Origin of the sequence: Smaragdicoccus niigatensis DSM 44881 = NBRC 103563, assembly GCF_000380645.1 — a bacterium.
GTDB classification, from domain to species: domain Bacteria; phylum Actinomycetota; class Actinomycetes; order Mycobacteriales; family Mycobacteriaceae; genus Smaragdicoccus; species Smaragdicoccus niigatensis.
In genome coordinates this window covers 553,175-572,069 of record NZ_AQXZ01000018.1, presented here as the reverse complement: position 1 = coordinate 572,069, position 18,895 = coordinate 553,175, and the positions used below count along the sequence as shown (strand labels likewise).

Here is an 18,895-nt window from a genome sequence, read left to right as displayed (position 1 = left end):
CCGGACGATTTTTCGACGCACGTGAGTCTAAAGCCGTGCCGCCCGGGGGTGTCACCTGGCCCAGACGGCAGCCTGCCTGACGTAAATGTCCGAAATCGGTGCATTATCACGTCTGCACAGTGATTGCACGCTGGGTTTGTGTATGTCCCGTTTCGTATTGCTATCGATGTGATCTCGAAATCTTTTCGCTGAAGTGGTCCAGATTACTGTCAGATTCGCCATCCGAAAGCGCGGGAATCTATCTCCGACATGGCAATTCATTCGGAAATCGCGCCGAGCCGGGCTCCCACAACCTGGTAGGAAAGAGAAGCGATATGAAGCTGCCACAAACGGCGGCAGGGATTGCGTCAACCTGGACCCTTGTATTTCTCGCTGGGATTCCCGGAGTTGGCGCGGCGACGGCGACACCAACACCAACACCACCGAAATATGTCGCAATGGGTGATTCTTTCGCGTCCGGCGAAGGGACCGGAGACTACTATCCCGGCACCGACACAGGTGCGGATACGTGCCATCGCAGTCCACATGCGTATGGTCCACAGGTCGCACAGACGAACGGTTTGGATCTCACATTCGTTGCCTGTAGTGGCGCGGCAACCTGGGACATCGTGCATCCCAATCAGTCCGATCCCGAGCCGGCGCAGATCAGTCAGCTGTCGTCCGACACCAAGTTGGTCACCCTGACTGTCGGCGGAAACGACGTCGGATTCACGCAGGTCCTGGGTGCGTGCCTGCACGGTACGGGCATTCCGAACTTCGACAAGAACGCCAACGGAACGGACTACGGATACGGCTGCAAAGGCAACCTGAAGTTGCGGGCGGTCGTGACGACCCGCGAACGCGCACTTGGCGGTGGGGCAGGCGCCAGCGCGCCCGGTCCGGTCACTCGGTCGATCGTCGCGCTGAAGAACGTGCTGGGCCAGATTCACGCGGCGGCGCCGTCGGCAAAGATCACCGTTGTCGGCTACCCGAAATTGTTTGGCACCTCGAAAAGCAATTACTTCACAAAGAAGTACAGCCCGGCACCGGGCGCGAGTGTCAGCGGAAGTTTCTGCGATGTCGGTAATACGCCCGGTGTGTGGAGTGTTCAGTACGAAGATGCCTTGTGGATGGACAGCGAAACGCAGAATGTGAACGCAATTCTCGCCAAGAGCGTTTCCGACGCCGGCCGGGCCGGCAATTTCTCGGCGGTATTCGCGGACCCGACACCGGTTTTCGATGGGCATTCTTTCTGTGGCGGTAAATCGAACTGGATAAATCCGATTCATCTCGACGGCTCGACGCCGTGGAGCGGAAGCTTCCACCCGACGATCGATGGCCAGTCGGCTTACGCCCAGCTGCTCACACCAACGGTCACGGGATAGAACGTCCCCGACACCGGGAGGTCCACGGGCCTCCCGGTGTCGAGCCGTCGAGGGGTGGAAGCACTCCACCCCTCGAAGGCATGAAAGAATCAGTCCCCGTGAAGAACTTCGAATCCCTGTTCGCCGAGCTCCTCGATCGTGCGCAGAACCGTCCCGAAGGCTCCGGGACCGTTGCTGCACTCGAAGCCGGCGTCCATTTCCAGGGCAAGAAGATTCTCGAAGAGGCGGGTGAGGTGTGGCTGGCCGCCGAGCATGAGGGCGATGACGCTCTCGCCGGCGAAATCTCACAGCTTCTCTACTGGGTGCAGGTTCTCATGGTGGGCCGCGGGCTGACGCTCGACGACGTCTACAAGTACCTCTGACCCGCCACCCCAGACCTTCCGAAGGGACAACCACATGCTGCGCGTAGCAGTGCCGAACAAGGGCGCGCTGTCCGAAGCCGCCGCGGAGATTCTCAACGAAGCGGGTTACCGCCGCCGGGGTGACGCCCGCGACCTCACCGTTCTCGACCCCGCGAACAACGTCGAGTTCTTCTTCCTGCGTCCGAAGGACATCGCGATCTACGTCGGCAACGGCGATCTCGACCTCGGAATCACCGGTCGCGACCTCGCCGTGGACTCCGGCGCATCGGTATCGGAGCGCGTCTCACTCGGCTTCGGCCGCTCGACCTTCCGGTACGCGGCGCCCGAAGGTAAGGAGTGGCAGGTCAGCGATCTGCAGGGCCTGCGGATCGCCACCTCATACCCGAACCTCGTGCGCACCGACCTCGCCCGGCGCGGCATCGAAGCTGATGTCATCCGCCTCGACGGCGCAGTCGAAATCTCGATCCAGCTTGGCGTTGCCGACGCGATCGCCGACGTCGTCGGTTCGGGCCGCACTCTCAAGCAGCACAACCTGGTCGCCTTCGGCGAATCGCTGTGCGACTCCGAAGGTGTCCTGATCGAGCGCACCGGATCGGACCGCTCGGATCGCGCGCGCAACCAGCTCATCGCTCGTATCCAAGGCGTCGTGTTCGCGCAGCAGTACCTCATGCTCGACTACGACTGCCCGCGTGATCTGCTCGACCGCGCAGTTCAGATCACGCCCGGCCTCGAGTCGCCGACCGTGTCGCCGCTCGCGGACGATCGTTGGGTTGCCGTCCGCGCGCTGGTACCGCGTCGCACGAGTAACGACGTGATGGACGAGCTCGCAGACCTTGGCGCCAAGGCGATTCTGGCCAGCGACATCCGGTCCTGCCGGGCGTTCTAACCCAGGTAGGTCGACTCGAGTACCAGGTCCTTGAGCACACCGACGTACTCGACGTGAGTGTCGTGTTCGATCGTGTTCCATGACGAGCCCTCCGCGGCCCGCATGTATGCGAGGTACTCGGGTGCTCCCGGCATCTTGACGTTGTCCGCCACCACGACCGATCCCGCGTGCAGCCAGCCCGATCCGATCATGGTCTCGAGGTCGGGCAGGTACGCGTCCTTCGCGTGATCGATGAAGGCGAAATCGAGCCGCCCGCCGGAAAGGACGGCATCAAGCCGTTCGACAGTCGCGGGGTCACCCAGCTTGCCGTCGACGACCGTCACGCGGTCGCCGACCCCGGCGTGCTCGAGCATCCGGCGCGTGATGTCGGCATTGGCGCGCGTGAGCTCGACGGAGTAGAGGTGCGCGCCTTCCGGCAGCACCCGCGCGGCGCGCAGAGCGCTGTAGCCGACGTAGGCACCCAGCTCGATCATGGTCGTGGGCTGGCAGCGTTCGATCGCGGCGTCCAAGAGAAGACCCTTCTCGTCGCCGACATTGACCAGGATCGACTTGTGCCCGAATTTGTCGATCGTTCGGATCACCGCGTCGAGATCCCCGGGCCGGGTGGTCTTGAGCACGAGGTCGAGAACCGCATCCTCGCGTCCGTCACCGACCTGCCACGATTTCGTGAACCGCGGCAGCGTGACGAGTAGACGGATCGTGGAAGGCCGAAGGAACGGTTTGATTTTCGCGATCACGCCAGTCATGGGCGCCAGGCTAGTCGCGTTCGGCGCCGTCGTCTGAAGGTTGGTCCGGCCAACCTGGATAGACCGGTACCGTGCCGCCGAACTCCGGGCAATGGGCCTTGAAATCGCACCAGCCGCAAAGCTTTCCGGGCTTCGGCCGGAAATCGCCGGATTTGAGCGCGGCTTACCTGAAGAATTCGATGTCGCGAAAGGTTGATTGAAGTCTGGCTAAAACCGTTCGAGCTTGCAAATTTGGGCTCGCGTCGCTTGCATCAGCGCCATGTGACGCATCTCTTCCAGAGATGCCCAAGTGCACTCCACTAGTTCATCGGAATCGGGCAGAGTCACATCATGGTCAACCCGAAGGTGAAAGAAGTAGACCCGTCCCCGGCCAATGTCTCTCGGTGCATCTCCGACAGCGACGAGGTCGTGTTCGGGGATGCTTATCGCTAGTTCTTCGGCAAGTTCGCGAACCGCAGTGAAACGGGGACTCGAATCTCGCCGCTCGGATCTACCTCCGATTGGAGTCCAAGTCAGCGGATCTCTCACGGAACGGACAAGGGCGAATTTTTTATCGGGGCGTTGAACAAACACAAAGGCCGCGGCCGTATCTTTTAGTGGATTCTCGGACTCGTAAACCTCGTCCGCGAAACTAAGCAGTTGCCTGAACTCGTCGGGCGAAACGTTAATTCGAGGGTATTCGATAGGACTATTCAGCTTCGCTGGAGCGATGATTTGGCTCTGCGATTCGGAAGCTACTTCCGTAGCAACCACACTCGCGGCCAATGACGTCATCCGATTTTGTGTCGAGTGGAAGGTTGATTTGTCAATTGTGTAAACGGGTGACTCGTGCATACGAGTGTGCTGGTTCGATAGCTGTGCGCGCACAGTCGTTTGAGTGGGCGTCATTCTGCTCGATCCCGGGCCGTAGTCGCTTGTCACATTGAGGAGGCGCTGAAATCCAGATTCATCGAAATCCACAGCATAGACCTCTTCAGTCAGACTTCCAATTAGCACCTTGGTATGAATGTCCCAGCCGTGCCTATGTATTGCTAGATCGGACGGCGCCAGGGAATTGGTATCCAGTGGAAGCCAAAGATGGACACGAATTTGCCAATTCGCAAAGAGGTTCACCCGCGTGCGGGCGACTACGAAATTGTAAGGATGACGGTAGACAGTTTCCGCAGCTTCCGCGTAGACACGGCAGTCTGGCCAACTTTGTGCGTCAAGCCACATTTTGATATCAGGTGTGATGATGCTTCTCCTGGACCTTGGCAAGCAATGCGGCTGCATCGGCTGGCGTGACTTCAATATTGAGGTCTGCGAACATCCTTACGATCGCCTCGACCGTGCTCGATTCCTCGTATGAGAAGATGTTGTCGATAGTCAACTCCTCCGCCAATTTTGGTTGTATTGACTCCAAATGACCAAATGACGCGTCGAAATCGTCGTCGAAATGTCGATAGAACTCGCTTGTGTTCGGTAATTTTATTGCTGTGTCACCATACGTTTGCCCGCAGACAAATATGGCTGCCTTAGAAATGTCATAACTAAGTATCCAAAAGCTTGAGTTTAAGCGTAGATCGACGTCTAAGCGTGGATATCGGTTCTTGAACAAACATATGACAAGAATCGAACAGCAAATTTCTTGCTTAACTCGTTCAGCCGACCACTTGGGCGCGTCGGCATGCGTCGCTCGAAAGTTCTTGTACAGCGTCATCAGGGATTGCTCGCGAGGATCGAGTAGTTCGAGTCGAATGTCCACCGCGCCGCTTTTGGCGAGAATTGGAAGAGTTTCCCGAACGAAATAGCTAGCAGTTCTGGCCCGTAACTTCCAACAGTCGGCACCTTTCGCCGCCGCGGCAATTTCGTCGGCAATCTGACGTGGTCTGACAGCGATCGTCTCGATCGCCTTGGCTCGATTCGAAAAGTAGACATACCCGATACCCACCAGAATTGCCGCAACCGCCGCGCTAATTAGGCCGTCGACTGTCTGCGACGCAGTTCCCTTCCATGTGGGCTGGTTAGCGTCGTTGGGAAAGAAGTGAAACCTCACCCCTAAAAGAATGACGACAGCGCCAGCAAGGCTGAGGAAGTACAGCCTTCGTGATTCCTTGTGGTCGCGAAGATCCATTGGTCCCTTCGATCTGGCTGAGATGTCACTTTATGGTAGGAGCGTAGATCTTGGTCGAGTCGTCGGCAGGCTGGGACTGTGGCTGACTAATCGTGCTCCGCGGGGTCGCGTTGGTCTGCAGCAAGCCCAACCGGCCAACCCGGATAGACCGGTACCGTGCCCCCGAACTCCGGGCAATGGGCCTTGAAATCGCACCATCCACACAGCTTGCCGGGCTTCGGCCGGAAATCACCGGTCTCACCGGATTTCAGAATGGCCTTCCAGATCGCCGACAGCGTCCGCTCGAACCGCAACAGCTCCGGTTCGTCGGGCCGGTAGACGAGGCGCTTTCCGTCCGCGAGATAGAGCAGTTCGAGCTGGGTCGGCACCGTGCCGCGCGTCCGGAAGACGACGAGCGCGTAGAACTTCATCTGGAAGAGGGCTTTGCCCTCGAACAATTCGCTGGGCGCACGCCCGGTCTTGTAGTCGACGACCCGCACCTGGCCGGTCGGTGCGATGTCGAGACGATCGATGTAGCCCCGTAGCAGGGCGCCGTCGGTGAGTTCATGTTCGACGAACAGCTCGCATGCCGTCGGATTGAAGCGCGTCGGGTCTTCGAGGTCGTAGTAGGACGTCACGAGTGTGCGGGCCTCGCCGAGGAAGGTCGCGACGTCGTTCGCGTCGATCAGGTCGGCGAGTTCAGGCGACTCTTCGATGAGACGCTGCCACGCCGGTTCGACGAGTTCGAGTGCTCGCGTATGAACACGCTCGGCGGCGGGCATCGAGTAGAGGGACTCCAACGCAGCATGGACGACCGTTCCGCGGAACGCGGCCTTTGTCGGGGCCTCGGGAAGCCGGTCGACCGCACGCAGCCGGTATTTCAGCGGGCATTGCTTGAAGTCGGACGCGCGGGAAGGGGAGAGGGCAAGCCGACGAGGAGGAGCTTCGGTCGTCATGGGGGAACCCTATCGGGAGGTACCGACAGGTTCGTTCAGCGTTGTGGGCGCGCCACTTCAGCGCCGCCCATTCAACGAACGAGACAACCCCGTCAAAGCGCCCATTGCGACGTCCTGCAAATGACCGACACCGCGGGTTCCGCTCGACAAGTTGAGGGGATCGACCCCACGATATGCCTGACATCTGCATCGTCGCGTGCCCACGGATTTCCGGGCTGGATTGATTTTCTGGAGGAGAAGACGTGGCGGCGGTCATGGGTAGGCCGGCGATAGCTCAGTCGATCAGAGTGCGCCGACTGTCGGAGTTCGTTGGCGGTGTGCGGACGACTCCGGGGCGGTTGCGCCTTTTGCGTGCGATAACGGTCGGTCTGGTTGTCCTGCTTGCCGTGGTCGGGACTCTGGCGGCCGCGCAGGCGACCGCGGGAACCAAGGCGGTCACCGGCACCTCCGAGCCGCTCGTGGTCGATGCGGTCGCGATCTACAGCTCGGTGGCGGATGCCAATACTGTGGCCGCCCAGGCGTTTCTGTCTGGCGGACTCGAGCCCGCACCGCAGGTGGCGCGTTATGACGCTGACCTACGAGAGGCCGGTCGGCGACTCGCCGACTCCGCAACACGGGTCTCGTCGAATAGTCGTCCAGCCGACGCGATCCGCACCTTGAGCGAGCAACTTCCGGTGTACGCAGGACTCATCCAGGCCGCGCGTGCGAACAACCGCCAGGGCCTCCCCGTGGGGTCGGCCTACCTGTCGGAAGCGGATCGACTCGCCCGCACGGTCATGCTGCCGGCCGCCGACCAGTTGCTCGCCGAGGAGCAGCAACAACTGGCCGACGACTACTCCACGGCGAAGGCCCGCCCGTTACTCGCGCTCACGGCGCTGCTGGCGCTCGCGTTGGCCGGTGTCCTCGGCGCCACGCAGATCTTCCTCTCGCAGCGAACTCGGCGGACGCTGAACAGGGGACTGGTCGCGTCATCGGCGGTTCTCGTCGTGCTCATACTCGTGGTCGGTGTGATCACGCTGCTGCAGAGCTTGAGCTTCGCCGACGCGCGTCGGGATGGCACCGATCCACTTGACCGTGCGGCCCATGCGCGGATCGCGGCCCTCGTCCAGGAAAGCGACGAAAGCCTGATCCTCGTCCGGCGCAGTTCGAGCGCGGACTTCGAAGCGGACTTCCAGGCCGAGCACGCAAAGCTGCTGGGGTCCGGCGGAGAACCGGCTCTGTTGGACCGCGGCAGTGATGCGGCGAAGGCAGAGGAGGCCTACGCCGCGACCCACGAACAGCTGATGAACACGCTCGCCGCGGGCGATTACAACGGGGCCGTGGCGCTCGAGTTGTCCACCGCGCCGATGGGGGGCGCGAGCGCGTTCGCGGCTCTCGACAGCGCGATCTCCACCGAGGTGTCGGATGCGCAGCAGCAGTTCACGGACGCGGTCGCTGATACCGAGACCATGATGTCGGCGCTCGTCGTGCTGATACCGATCGGATGCATCCTCATCGGGGTGCTGGCAGTGCTCGGTATTCGTCCCCGTCTGGAGGAGTACCGATGAGAATCAAACGCCTCGCGTTGAACATCGCGATGATCGTTGTGGTCGCCGGACTGGGTTCATGCAGTCAACAATCGCCACCGCAGAGCTCTCCGTCAGTGCCCTCGACGACTGCGCCCACCGCTGACGACTCCTCGTGTGGAGACGCGACGGCGTCCCTACGACCGCCAGACGCGCTTCCCGCGGTCGGCAACATGCCCGCGGGCTCCTTCATGGCAACGATCGCGGCGCGGGGCCGACTCGTGGTCGGGACCAGCCAGGACACGCTTCTGTTCTCGAGCCGAAATCCGTTCACCGGAAGCATCGAGGGCTTCGACATCGATGTCGCCCGGCTCATCGCGCAAGCGGTGTTCGGTGATCCGAACAAGATCCAGATCGTGGTCATCCCCAACAGCGACCGCATCAAGGATGTGCAGAACGGAACGGTTGATCTCGTCGCCGAAACCATGACGATCAACTGTCAGCGGCGGTCGGCGATCGACTTCTCGACGGTGTACTACCAGGCCGGGCAGAAGATTCTGGTACCGACGACATCGTCCGCCACCAGCCTTGACGATCTGGGTGGCAAGACAGTGTGCGCTGTCGCCGGGTCGACATCGATCAACGCGATCGTCTCCTCACCGGCACATCCGAAGCTCCTCACCGAACCGACATGGGGCGAGTGTCTCGTCGCGTTCCAGCAGAATCGGGCGGACGCGATCTCGACCGATGACACGATTCTCGCCGGTTTGGCTGCCCAGGACCCCTATGCGAAGGTCGTCGGGCCGCGTTTCACCGACGAACCTTATGGACTGGGTATCAGCCAGGCACATCCGGAATTCACGCGCTTCGTCAACGGTGTCCTCGCGCAGGCTCGAGCCGACGGGACACTCGGACAGATCGCTGACCGCTGGCTGAGCAGGTATTCCACGCCCGCACCGCTGCCCGAAGCACGGTACCGGGACTGACATGACTCAACCCGGGTACACCATCGAATTCTGCGATGCAGAACTGAACCGCCTCTCGTCAGCCGCAGAGTCCATCGCCTTGACTCTCGTCGAGTTGGATTCCGACGCGACCTGGCAGTTGCTGGCCTCCGGAGTCCTTCGCGGACCGACGTCCCAGGCTTGGACCGATATTCAGGCGATGACCAGCGAACTGTGGTCGGGACACCAACTTCTGACCGACTTCATCGCGCGTGCTCGCACGGCACGCGGATCGGGCCGTCGGTTCGGGCGGGACGAAATACTGGACCTGTCCCGCCTGCTGTTCGGAGAGTCAATAGAGCTGTCGTCGTCGAAGCTGGCAGTGACCGAACGGTCGTTGCTTGCTCCGCGGACGCAGACGATCCGCCTGACGCCGTCGGCGTTGCTCGCCCGGCTCGAAGTGGCCTTCGAGCAGGTCCGGAACATTCTGGCCAAGGTGGCCGGCGCGTGGCAGTGGCAGATGCCGCGGCTTGGCGTCGGTGAAGCCGAAGTCCGCGATCTTCGCTCAAAGGATCCGGAGGGTTCGGCCGCCGTGGCGCGTGCCGCAAACGCGTTCGGTGCCTTGGTCGAGAAGGTCGGCGCGGACCCGCTGGGCACCGCATTCAGTGACTTCGATGTGGTCGAGGAACTCCTGGCCCAGGCCCGCATGGTGGTTTCGACGGCCGCGGAACTTGCGGCCCGGCTCGCCGAGATCCGGTCGCAGGCCACGGGTCTGTTGGACGGCATCCGAGCCGTGCACAGCGAGGCCTTGACGGCACACGAAATGGCGACCGCGAAGATCGCCGGGTTCTGTCGGCCCATCCCCACCGCCCCGGACCCCGGTCTCGCCGACGAACTCGCGGCGGTCGGATCGGAATTGCAGACGCGATCGAGCGCCGGCGGCGCGCGGTTGCTGGCCTGGCAGAGCCGCGCGAAGTGCGCCTACGACCAAGCCGTTGCCGATCGAGACGCATCGATCGCACCGGTCCGGGAGCGGGCGGAGCTTCGCGGGCGGCTCGACGCCTACAAGGCCAAAGCTCATCGCTTTGGACTGGCGGAGTCACCGCAGCTCGCGCGGATGGCCGCCCGAGCGCAGAACTTGCTCTACACAGCGCCGTGTGACCTCGACGCTGCACGTTCCGCGGTGTCCGCTTACGTCGCCGCGGTGACATCGGCAACCGCATCCTCTGATGCTGTGGGAGGTGGACAGTGACCGCGTCAATGCCCTGCCAGACGACACCGGGTTGCGTGGGGGTTATCGAAGACGGTTATTGCTCCGAGTGTGGCCTGGCGCCGCGCGTGACACCGCCTGCGACTCCGCGCCCCGCGGCACCGCAATCGAGTGTTCCGCCGGATACCCGCGCGACGGCGGGTTTCGTGACCTCCGGAACCTCAACCGCCGCGACATCCGGCTCCGGCTCCACCCGCAGCGGAAAACAGCGGCACGCGACCAGTCGCCGCATCGGCGCGGGTCTCGTCAGCGTGCCGTTGGTTGCGCGTCGCGATCCGAGCACCGCCGTGCTCGTCGATCCCGCAGTGCCCGAGGAGAAGCGATTCTGCGGGAAATGCGGCGAGAAGGTTGGCCGGAAGCGCGACGACCGCCCCGGCCGCCCGGAGGGTTTCTGTCCCGCCTGCGGCCAGCGCTTTTCATTCACCCCGAAGCTCGTCGCCGGGGACCTGGTCGGCCAGTACGAGGTGGCCGGTTGCCTGGCCCACGGTGGGCTCGGTTGGGTCTACCTCGCCACCGACAAGCGAGTCAGCGATCGCTGGGTGGTGCTCAAAGGCCTGCTCGATTCCGGTGACGCGGGGGCCGCGGCCGTTGCGATGGCCGAGGCTCGGTTCCTTGCGGAGGTGGAACACCCCAACATCGTCCGGATCTACAACTTCGTCGAGCATCAGGGTGCGTCGTACATCGTCATGGAGTACGTCGGCGGACTGTCGCTGAAAGACCAGCTCAAAGCTCGACGGGAAGCGGCCGGTGGGGTGGTCGACCCCATGCCGCCGGAGATGGCGATCGCCTACATCCTCGAAGTGCTTCCGGCGTTCGGATATCTGCACGAACACAACCTGGTGTTCAACGATTTCAAGCCTGACAACGTGATCGAGACGCCCGAACAGGTGAAGTTGATCGATCTCGGTGCGGTGATCCGGATGGGTGACGACGATGCCGACATCTACGGCACCGTCGGTTATCAGGCACCCGAAGTAGCAACCGTCGGCTCCTCGGTGGAGTCCGACTTGTACACCGTCGCACGAACCCTCGCCGTTCTCGCGACCGACTTCCGTGGCTACCAGTCGACGTACGCCAAGAAGCTGCCCGACCGCAGTGACTTCGACGTGTACCAGCGGTTCGAGTCGTTGTACCTGCTGCTGACGCGTGCGACCGCTCTCGATCCCGATGACCGGTTCCACTCTGCCGACGAAATGGCCGAACAGCTCGTCGGCGTTCTGCGGGAAGTGCTCGCCGCCGGCGGTGATCCGCGGCCGGCACCGAGCCGACTGTTCGCCATGGAGCGACGATCTGAACTGACCCATCCCGACTGGCGTTCACTGCCGTCGCTCTTGAGTGACCCGGACGATCCCGCGGAGGCGTACCTGGCGGCTTTGGTCGGTACCGATCCGGAGCAACAACTGCGGCTGCTGGACCAAGCCCCCGAACGAAGCGTGGGCATCGAACTCGCGACGGTCCGCGCACTGATCTACGCCGCTGCGGCCAAACCGGAACCCGAATACGACGGAGCCCTGGAGTGCCTGAATCGGTCGACGGCCCTCCACGGCCGCAATTGGCGCTCCGATTGGTACCGCGGACTCATCCACCTGGCGACCGATACCCCAGCGGACGCCGCCGGGGTGTTCGAGTCCGTGCTCCGGTACTTGCCGGGGGAGCTGGCCCCGAAGCTCGCCTTGGCGACGGCGTTGGAGCTCGCTGGAAAGCTTGAACGGGCCGCCACCTACTACGACGTGGTTTCGCGAACCGATCCGTCGTTCACCACCGCGTGCGCCGGCCTGGCCCGCTGCCGTGTCGGCGCGGATGATCGTGGCGGCGCAGTGGAAGCGTTCGACCGCATTCCGGTGACCTCGGCGTCGTTCGTCGCCGGGCAGGTCGAGGCGATTCGGGTGCTCACCGACGAAGGTGCGACGCTGACCGACGTCGAGCGTTCGGTGCACCTGTTGGGTCAGATCCAATTGCCGACGGTCGAAGACGCGCGGCTGCGCATGTACATCCTCGAATACGCCCTCGCCGCGCTGGACGAGGGCAAGCAGCTGCCGGACGGGATCATCGGTTCGATCAAGAGCGTCGGGTCCGATCCGGAACATCGTGTTCGCCTCGACCTGGAGGCGGCGTATCGGGTCATCGGGCGTGCAAGTGAGGGCGCCGAGAAGATCGAATACATCGACGCGGCCAACGCAGTTCGCCCTCGGACGTGGACGTGACGGCGCCGACACCGCTGTGTTGCGGGGCATGTGGTGCCGAGTATCGAGCCGGTGATCGATTCTGCGAGGACTGTGGACACGCGCTCAGTTCGCCGACGCGCGCTTCCTGCGATTGCGGGGAGGGGAAGCCCGACGCCGACGGGTTCTGCGACAGCTGTGGTCGGCGGCTGAGCCCGCCGCCAGACCGGGAAGAGTCGGACCTGGGCGCGGCGGGAGCCTTCGTATCGGACCCGGGACTGCGACATGTGCGCAATGAGGATGCCGCGGCGATCGCAATTGTCGGGGACGGGTTGGCGGTGGCGGTTTCGGACGGAGTGTCGACCGGCCCGGATCCGCGCGCGGCGTCCCGGGCCGCCGCCACTGCCGCGGTGGCCAGCCTTGGGAACGTGGGCGATGTGTGGACCGCCGTCGAGGGCGCGGCCGCCGCGGTCGTCGCCGCAACGGACCGCCGGCTTCTCGATGCCCAAGGGGTCGCGTTGGCCGATGCCGAGGTCCCGGCCTGCACGCTGGTCGTGGCACACGTTTGCGGAGACCGGCTCGAAGTCGCCAGTGTTGGCGACAGTCGCTGCTACTGGCTGCCCGCGGACGGTCGACCAGAACAGGTGACCGTTGACGATTCCTGGGCCGCCGACGCGATCGCCGACGGGATGGATGAAAGCGCAGCGAACTCCGATCCGCGAGCCCACATGATCACCGCTTGGCTCGGTGCCGACGCCGACCCGCTGAACCGCCGCGTCGTCGAGCGGGTCATCGATGGCCCCGGTCTCGTGATCGTGTGCACCGACGGTTTGTGGAACTACGCCGCGTCCGTCGATTCCTTCGCCGCACTGATCGCCGAACACTGGGCATCGGCGGCCGGATCGCCGATCGCCGCCGCTCGCAGTCTGGTTGAGTTCGCCCGTCGATCGGGCGGCTCCGACAACATCACCGTCGCCGTCATCCCGGTCCACCATGAAGGAGCAGCACGTGCCTGACTACACGCTCGACACCTTTCAGAATGAGTACCTCCACGAGGGCGCGACTGAGGTCAATGCGATCGTCACCGTCACCGCGACCAACGGTGACGGTCCCGCTTTTGGTTCCGCCGCAGAGGCCACGGTTGTGATCATCATCGATACCTCTGGATCGATGGCCGGCGGTCGTATCCGGGCGGCGCGCGATGCGACAAATGCCGCCGTGAGCGTGCTCCGCGACGGCGTCCGGTTTGCGGTCGTGGCCGGTACTCACGTCGCCCTGAATGTCTACCCTCGTGCGGGCACGGCGGTGGCCAGCGCCCGGACACGCCAGGAAGCCTCGGTGGCCATCGCACAGCTGCGGTCGGACGGCGGTACTGCGATGAGCACGTGGCTCAACGCAGCTGGCACATTGTTCCGGGGAAGCACCGGCATCAACCAGGCGATCCTGCTTACCGACGGGGAAAACCGGGAAGACCCGCGTGCCCTGCCCGCGGCTTTGAAGACGTGGGCCGGCTCGTTCCAATGTCATTGCCGCGGTGTCGGAACCGATTGGCGGGTGGAGGAACTGCGCCCGATCGCGAATGCGATGCTCGGCACGGTCGACATCGTCGCCCAGCCAGCCGGACTCGTCGACGACTTCACCGCGATCGTGAGTGCCGCGATGAGTAAGACGCAGGCCGATGTTCGGCTTCGGCTGTGGATGCCGGCCGGCGCGCGGTTGAACTACCTCAAGCAGGTTGCGCCGGACATCTCGGACCTCACGGCCAAGCGCGTGGAGGTGAACGCTCGCAGCGGCGATTTCCCGACCGGGGCGTGGGGATCGGAGTCGCGGGACTACCACGTGAGCGTCGAAGTCGGTGCGGGCACGATCGGCGATGAGATGCTGGCGGCTCGAGTCAGTCTCGTGGTCGGTGGTCCCGATGGTGACAACATCGTCGGCCAGTCGCTCGTGCGGGCGGTCTGGACGGACGACCTCGCGCTGTCGACCCGGATCAACAAGGCCGTGGCCCACTACACCGGGCAGGCTGAGTTGGCGTCGGTCATCGCCGAGGGTCTCGAGGCGCGCAAGGCGGGGGACGTGGATACCGCGACGCAGCGGTTTGGTCGGGCTGCGCAGATCGCGACCGCGGCCGGGAATCAGGCGACCCTCGATCTTCTGGACAAGGTTGTCGACATCGAGGATCCGGCGACCGGCACGGTACGACTCAAGAAGAAGGTCGACGCGGCTGACGAAATGGCGCTCGACACCAGGTCGACGAGGACTGTTCGAGTGGGGAAGAAGCCGTGAGCGCCCATCTGTGTCCCAAGGGACACCTGTCCGGCGAACCGGACTACTGCGACACGTGCGGTGCTCCGATCGGAGGCGTTCCGACCGCGATCCTGCCGACTCTGCCGATGTCGAACAAAGTGGACGAGCAAGCCGGCGGAGATTCGGCGACCTGTCCGGTGTGCGGCGCGCCGCAGGTCGCGGGTGATCGGTTCTGTGAGAACGACGGTTTCGACTTCACCTCCGGCCGCCTCCCCGCCGGCTATACGGGACAGTCCCCGGCAGTGACCGCGCCGGCGCCCGTTGCGAAACCAGACGACGCGTCGCCGTGGATCGTTCGCGTAGAGGCCGACCATGCGTACTACCTGCGGTCCGGTGCGGATGAGATCGAATTTCCGGCGGTCTGTCCCGGGCGGGAGTTCGTGTTGCGGGGAGCTGAGGTTCGGATCGGCCGGCGGAGTCCGTCGCGCGGAATTTCGCCGGAAATCGATCTCACGGGTCCGCCGCTCGATCCCGGGATCAGTCACCTCCACGCCGTGTTGCGGGCGACCGCGGACGGTTGGGAGCTGACCGACGTCGGCTCGGCGAATGGAACAACCGTGAACGGCGCGAGCGCCGCGATTCCGTACTCGGTGCCGGTTCCCCTGTCGGACGGTGATCGCGTCCATGTGGGTGCGTGGACGACGTTGACCATCCACGCGCCCGCATGACCGCGAAGAAGGCGGGCATCTGATCAGATGCCCGCCTTCCTGCGTTGTGCGATCTAGTGCACCAGAACGGGTGCCGGCTCGCCCTCTTTCTTCACCGGAGCCTTGCTCGGAAGCAGGAACGACGGGATGAGCGTCAGGACGATCAGGATCAGTGCGATCAGGAACGTGAACGCGAACGCCGCGGCGGCCGCGTCGAACCCAGCCGCGATGATCTTGTCGATCCCCGGGATGCCCTGGATCATCGCGTAGAACTTGGCATCCCACGACGCGTAGGCCACGTCCACCGACGACATCGCGGTGCCGTCCGGCAGTTTGATGCCAGCGGGTGCGCTTGCGTACTTGACGGTCAGGATCATCGACATGATCGCGGTTCCGATGGAACCACCCGACTGGTTGACGATGTTCATGAGCGTCGAACCACGTGCCACCTGGTGGTGCGTCAGCGTGGCGATCGCCGCAGTCATGATCGGCATCATCGTGCAGCCCATGCCGAGGCCCATGATGAACAGCGCGACGAGGATCTGCCAGATCGCGGTGTCCGCGGTGATCTGGGTGAAGAAGGCCATCGTCAGGGCGATGAGGCCGACACCCGGGATGACGATCTTGCGGGGACCGATCTTGTCGGTCAGCGCGCCGGCGACGGGCATTGTCAGCATGGCGCCGAGGCCCTGCGGAGCGAGCATGAGCCCGGTGTCGAACGGCGTCTCGCCGCGCACCTGGATGAGGTAGGCGGGGAGCAGCAGCATCGCGCCGAAGAACGCAATCGTGAAGAACACGAAGCAGATGACCGAAACGGTGAGGTCGCGGTTCTTGAACAGCGTCAGGTCCACGAGCGGGTGCTCGGTCCGGAACGCGTGCGGGATGAACGCGATCATCAGGATCAGACCGAGGATCGCCGAGATCGCGACACGGCCCGTCGTCAGCGCGTCCAGGATGCCTCCACCCTGGGTGCGGAGTTCCTCGGGAATCGACGAGACACCGAAGAGGAACAGCGCCAGACCGGGGGACAGGAGCAGCATGCCGAGGAAGTCGAAGGACTCCGACGGCTCCGGACGGTCGGGCTTGAGTCCGAACACCGCAAGGGCGATCGCGACGATGCCGATCGGCAGGTTGATGAGGAAGATCCAGTGCCACGAAGCGTGGTCGAGCAGCCAGCCACCGATGATCGGTCCGCTGATCGGGCCGAGCAGCATCGGAACGCCCAGGACAGCCATGACACGACCGACTCGGTGCGGACCGGCAGCATGCGTCATGATTGTCATCGACAGCGGCATCAACATGCCGCCGCCGAGTCCCTGCAGTACGCGGAAGCCGATGAGCATCTCGATGCTCGTGGCGAAGCTACACAGGACGGAGCCTGCGACGAACAGCGTCAACGCCAGGATGTACAACCGCTTCGTGCCGAATCGGTCTGCGGCCCAACCGGTCAGCGGAATGACGGTCGCGAGGGCGAGCGTGTAACCGGTCATCGTCCAAGCGGCGACCGCGAAGCTGGTGTCGAACGTGTCTTTGAACGAAGGAACAGCGACGTTGACGATGGTCATGTCGAGGATGGCCATAATGACGCCGATGACGACGATTCCTGCGGTCTTCAGGACCGCGGCATCGAGCTTGTCGTCATCAGGATCGACCGCGTGGCGCGGTTGTGCCGGGTTCGTCAAGGCAGCGTCGACCTCGTCGTCGTCCGCTACGGCCGCATGTCGCGGATGTGGAGGAGTTGTCACCGGTTAAGCATTGCAGCAACCCCCAGCAACCTCAAAGAAATTCTGCTCACGGTGAAAATTAACACTGTGTAACCTCGGCCGGACGCCGGGAGACAGCTCGAAAGGAAACACATGGCAGTGCGACGGACGGGTCCGTTCGCCGAGGGCGATCGCGTTCAACTCACCGACGCCAAGAAGCGCAAGTTCACGGTCATTCTCGAGGCCGGCAAGGAGTTTCACACCCATCGCGGTGGGATCGCCCACGACAAAATGATCGGTCAGCCCGAAGGCATCGTCGTCACCTCGAACAATGGCACGCCCTACCTCGCGCTGCGTCCGCTGCTCGTCGATTACGTGCTGTCGATGCCGCGCGGCGCGCAGGTCATCTACCCCAAGGATGCGGCGCAGATCGTCCACGAGGGAGACGTTTTTCCGGGCGCGCGCGTCCTCGAAGCCGGTGCCGGATCAGGCGCTCTGACCTGTTCGCTGCTTCGGGCCGTCGGCTCGGAGGGGTCGGTCACGTCGTACGAAATCCGCGACGACCACCTCCCGCACGCCATTCGCAACGTCGAGACGTTCTTCGGCGAACGTCCGGCGAACTGGAATCCGGTGCTCGGGGACCTCGCCGAATTCGAGGGCGAGGTCGATCGGGTCGTGCTCGACATGGCCGAGCCATGGGCCGTGTTCCCAACGGTGGCAAAGTCGCTCGTGCCTGGTGGCGTGCTGATCGTGTACGTCGCAACGGTCACGCAGCTGTCTCGCGTCGTTGAAGGACTCCGCGAGCAGACGTGTTGGACCGAGCCTCGCTCGTGGGAGTCGATGAACCGCGACTGGCACGTCGTCGGCATGGCGGTACGCCCGGAGCACCGGATGCAGGCGCACACGGCGTTCTTGGTGAGCGCCCGCCGATTGAACGAGGGCACAGTCACCCCGCGGGTGGAACGTCGGCCGACGAAGGCGAACGCGCTCAAGACTCGCGCCCAGGAAGCCGCAGCCGCAGAGGCCGCGGCTGCCGAGGCAGTCGTCGACTAGAGGTCGTCGGGGGTGACGAGGCCGTCTTGGATCGCTCGCGCGACCAGGGCGGCCTTTGTCGGTGCCGGGCGTCCCACGGCCGCGTACTTGAGTCGGATGCGCGCGAGGTGGGTGTTGATCGTGCCCACGGTGATGAACAGGCTCTGCGCCACGAGTGCCTTCGATTCCGTCTGGAACCAGTTGAGCAGCACTTCCCGCTCGCGCTGCGAGAGGATCGGTCGCTTGAGGATGCCGTCCGAGCCGATGCCGGAGACGCTGTCCGTCGTCATGGCCTTCGCCATGGTCGGGCTGAGATAGGGAGAGTCCGTCGTCGCGGCATGCACGGCGGCGACGAGGTGCTCGCGGCCCTCGGACTTCGACAGATAGGTGACCGCGCCGACGTCGAGGCAGCTCAGCACCAGAGCCGGCTCGGTGTGCTGCGAGAAGACGATGACGCGCGATCCCTCTTCACAGATCGTGCGGAGCGAGCCCAGATCGGGGTCGCGCTGCTCGAACTGCAGGTCCAGCACCACCACGTCGATGCCGCCGCGCGTGGTGGACGCGAGAAATTCCGAAGGATCGGTGTACTTCTCGGCGATCGTGATCGGAGGATTCGCCATCGCACACCATGCCGCGATCCCGTCGTGGACGACCGCATGGTCGTCGATGATCGCGATTCGGACCTCTTCTGGTAACAGGGGCGAGCGGGGACTGCTTGGATCAGTCGGCTGCGACACTACTTACCGGCCCTTCTTTCTCACCTGCGAGCTTTAGGTAATCCAAAATAGTGGTTCGGAGGGAATTTCGCTGTCGTCGGTTGAATGACATGTCGGTTGAATGACATAGGGAACCGACTAGGGAATCGGGTAGTTCTTCTATGAAGTGACGTGCAAAACGGACGAGACGTGATCACGCTGAG

The 18,895-nt window shown here is 63.5% G+C and carries 17 protein-coding genes; 11 read left to right on the top strand and 6 right to left on the bottom strand.

What is annotated here, in order from left to right; genetic code table 11:
• Positions 1-314 precede the first annotated feature (314 nt).
• The 3 genes from F600_RS0119015 to hisG all read left to right on the top strand — a co-directional run bounded on the left by F600_RS0119015 (position 315) and on the right by hisG (position 2,612).
• A complete protein-coding gene (locus F600_RS0119015; RefSeq protein ID WP_081628919.1) occupies positions 315-1,364 on the top strand; it encodes a GDSL-type esterase/lipase family protein in 1,050 nt (349 codons plus the stop codon).
• An 80-nt stretch (positions 1,365-1,444) separates the two neighbouring features.
• A complete protein-coding gene (locus F600_RS0119010; RefSeq protein ID WP_174523556.1) occupies positions 1,445-1,726 on the top strand; it encodes a phosphoribosyl-ATP diphosphatase in 282 nt (93 codons plus the stop codon).
• 34 nt (positions 1,727-1,760) lie between these two features.
• Positions 1,761-2,612 (top strand): ATP phosphoribosyltransferase, encoded by an 852-nt coding sequence (gene hisG / locus F600_RS0119005; protein WP_018162231.1) that lies wholly within the window; start codon positions 1,761-1,763, stop codon positions 2,610-2,612.
• On the opposite strand, the gene F600_RS0119000 is transcribed toward hisG, so the two are convergent.
• The 4 genes from F600_RS0119000 to F600_RS0118985 all read right to left on the bottom strand — a co-directional run bounded on the left by F600_RS0119000 (position 2,609) and on the right by F600_RS0118985 (position 6,406).
• Positions 2,609-3,358, bottom strand: a complete 750-nt coding sequence (locus F600_RS0119000; protein ID WP_018162230.1) for an O-methyltransferase — start codon at positions 3,356-3,358, stop codon at positions 2,609-2,611. The genes hisG and F600_RS0119000 overlap by 4 nt on opposite strands.
• Before the next feature lie 207 nt (positions 3,359-3,565).
• Positions 3,566-4,132: an NUDIX hydrolase gene (locus tag F600_RS32730; RefSeq protein ID WP_018162229.1), complete on the bottom strand. Its 567-nt coding sequence runs from the start codon at positions 4,130-4,132 to the stop codon at positions 3,566-3,568.
• Positions 4,133-4,580: 448 nt separating this feature from the next.
• Positions 4,581-5,471, bottom strand: coding sequence for a hypothetical protein (locus F600_RS0118990; protein ID WP_018162228.1), 891 nt, complete (start codon positions 5,469-5,471; stop codon positions 4,581-4,583).
• A gap of 86 nt (positions 5,472-5,557) precedes the next feature.
• The gene (locus F600_RS0118985; RefSeq protein WP_018162227.1) at positions 5,558-6,406 is read right to left on the bottom strand and encodes a RecB family exonuclease; all 849 of its coding nucleotides are present in this window, start codon (positions 6,404-6,406) and stop codon (positions 5,558-5,560) included.
• A 242-nt stretch (positions 6,407-6,648) separates the two neighbouring features.
• On the opposite strand from F600_RS0118985, the gene F600_RS0118980 reads away from it, so the two are divergent.
• The 7 genes from F600_RS0118980 to F600_RS0118950 all read left to right on the top strand — a co-directional run bounded on the left by F600_RS0118980 (position 6,649) and on the right by F600_RS0118950 (position 15,262).
• Positions 6,649-7,953, top strand: a complete 1,305-nt coding sequence (locus tag F600_RS0118980; RefSeq protein ID WP_156024675.1) for a hypothetical protein — start codon at positions 6,649-6,651, stop codon at positions 7,951-7,953.
• On the top strand, positions 7,950-8,897 hold the full coding sequence (locus F600_RS0118975) for a glutamate ABC transporter substrate-binding protein (RefSeq protein WP_018162225.1): 948 nt from the start codon (positions 7,950-7,952) through the stop codon (positions 8,895-8,897). Before F600_RS0118980 ends, F600_RS0118975 begins: the two co-directional genes overlap by 4 nt.
• Before the next feature lies 1 nt (position 8,898).
• Positions 8,899-10,107 carry a hypothetical protein gene (locus F600_RS0118970; protein WP_018162224.1) on the top strand — a complete coding sequence of 403 codons (1,209 nt, stop codon included), beginning with the start codon at positions 8,899-8,901 and terminating at the stop codon, positions 10,105-10,107.
• Between the two features lie 86 nt (positions 10,108-10,193).
• On the top strand, positions 10,194-12,329 hold the full coding sequence (locus F600_RS0118965) for a serine/threonine-protein kinase (RefSeq protein ID WP_211220090.1): 2,136 nt from the start codon (positions 10,194-10,196) through the stop codon (positions 12,327-12,329).
• On the top strand, positions 12,326-13,303 hold the full coding sequence (locus F600_RS28965) for a protein phosphatase 2C domain-containing protein (protein ID WP_162141449.1): 978 nt from the start codon (positions 12,326-12,328) through the stop codon (positions 13,301-13,303). The genes F600_RS0118965 and F600_RS28965 overlap by 4 nt, the downstream gene beginning before the upstream one ends.
• On the top strand, positions 13,296-14,573 hold the full coding sequence (locus F600_RS0118955) for a vWA domain-containing protein (RefSeq protein ID WP_245541570.1): 1,278 nt from the start codon (positions 13,296-13,298) through the stop codon (positions 14,571-14,573). Before F600_RS28965 ends, F600_RS0118955 begins: the two co-directional genes overlap by 8 nt.
• Positions 14,570-15,262 (top strand): FHA domain-containing protein, encoded by a 693-nt coding sequence (locus tag F600_RS0118950; RefSeq protein WP_018162220.1) that lies wholly within the window; start codon positions 14,570-14,572, stop codon positions 15,260-15,262. Before F600_RS0118955 ends, F600_RS0118950 begins: the two co-directional genes overlap by 4 nt.
• A gap of 53 nt (positions 15,263-15,315) precedes the next feature.
• Here F600_RS0118950 and F600_RS0118945 read toward each other — a convergent pair whose 3' ends face one another.
• Positions 15,316-16,923 carry a DHA2 family efflux MFS transporter permease subunit gene (locus F600_RS0118945; RefSeq protein WP_051090876.1) on the bottom strand — a complete coding sequence of 536 codons (1,608 nt, stop codon included), beginning with the start codon at positions 16,921-16,923 and terminating at the stop codon, positions 15,316-15,318.
• A 174-nt stretch (positions 16,924-17,097) separates the two neighbouring features.
• Between F600_RS0118945 and F600_RS0118940 the strand changes: the two genes are divergently transcribed.
• Positions 17,098-17,997 (top strand): tRNA (adenine-N1)-methyltransferase, encoded by a 900-nt coding sequence (locus F600_RS0118940; protein WP_018162218.1) that lies wholly within the window; start codon positions 17,098-17,100, stop codon positions 17,995-17,997.
• On the opposite strand, the gene F600_RS0118935 is transcribed toward F600_RS0118940, so the two are convergent.
• Positions 17,994-18,713: a response regulator transcription factor gene (locus F600_RS0118935; RefSeq protein WP_018162217.1), complete on the bottom strand. Its 720-nt coding sequence runs from the start codon at positions 18,711-18,713 to the stop codon at positions 17,994-17,996. The two genes, F600_RS0118940 and F600_RS0118935, sit on opposite strands and share 4 nt — an antisense overlap.
• Between the last annotated feature and the right edge of the window lie 182 nt (positions 18,714-18,895).

What these genes read in the sequence shown, in the direction of transcription:
- F600_RS0119010 (WP_174523556.1), top strand. Translation starts at nt 1,445, where the DNA reads ATGAAAGAATCAGTCCCCGTGAAGAACTTCGAATCCCTGTTCGCCGAG.
- F600_RS0119000 (WP_018162230.1), bottom strand. Translation starts at nt 3,358, where the DNA reads ATGACTGGCGTGATCGCGAAAATCAAACCGTTCCTTCGGCCTTCCACG.
- F600_RS0118940 (WP_018162218.1), top strand. Translation starts at nt 17,098, where the DNA reads ATGGCAGTGCGACGGACGGGTCCGTTCGCCGAGGGCGATCGCGTTCAA.
- F600_RS0118985 (WP_018162227.1), bottom strand. Translation starts at nt 6,406, where the DNA reads ATGACGACCGAAGCTCCTCCTCGTCGGCTTGCCCTCTCCCCTTCCCGC.
- F600_RS32730 (WP_018162229.1), bottom strand. Translation starts at nt 4,132, where the DNA reads ATGACGTCATTGGCCGCGAGTGTGGTTGCTACGGAAGTAGCTTCCGAA.
- F600_RS0118970 (WP_018162224.1), top strand. Translation starts at nt 8,899, where the DNA reads ATGACTCAACCCGGGTACACCATCGAATTCTGCGATGCAGAACTGAAC.
- F600_RS0119015 (WP_081628919.1), top strand. Translation starts at nt 315, where the DNA reads ATGAAGCTGCCACAAACGGCGGCAGGGATTGCGTCAACCTGGACCCTT.
- hisG (WP_018162231.1), top strand. Translation starts at nt 1,761, where the DNA reads ATGCTGCGCGTAGCAGTGCCGAACAAGGGCGCGCTGTCCGAAGCCGCC.
- F600_RS0118990 (WP_018162228.1), bottom strand. Translation starts at nt 5,471, where the DNA reads ATGGATCTTCGCGACCACAAGGAATCACGAAGGCTGTACTTCCTCAGC.
- F600_RS0118975 (WP_018162225.1), top strand. Translation starts at nt 7,950, where the DNA reads ATGAGAATCAAACGCCTCGCGTTGAACATCGCGATGATCGTTGTGGTC.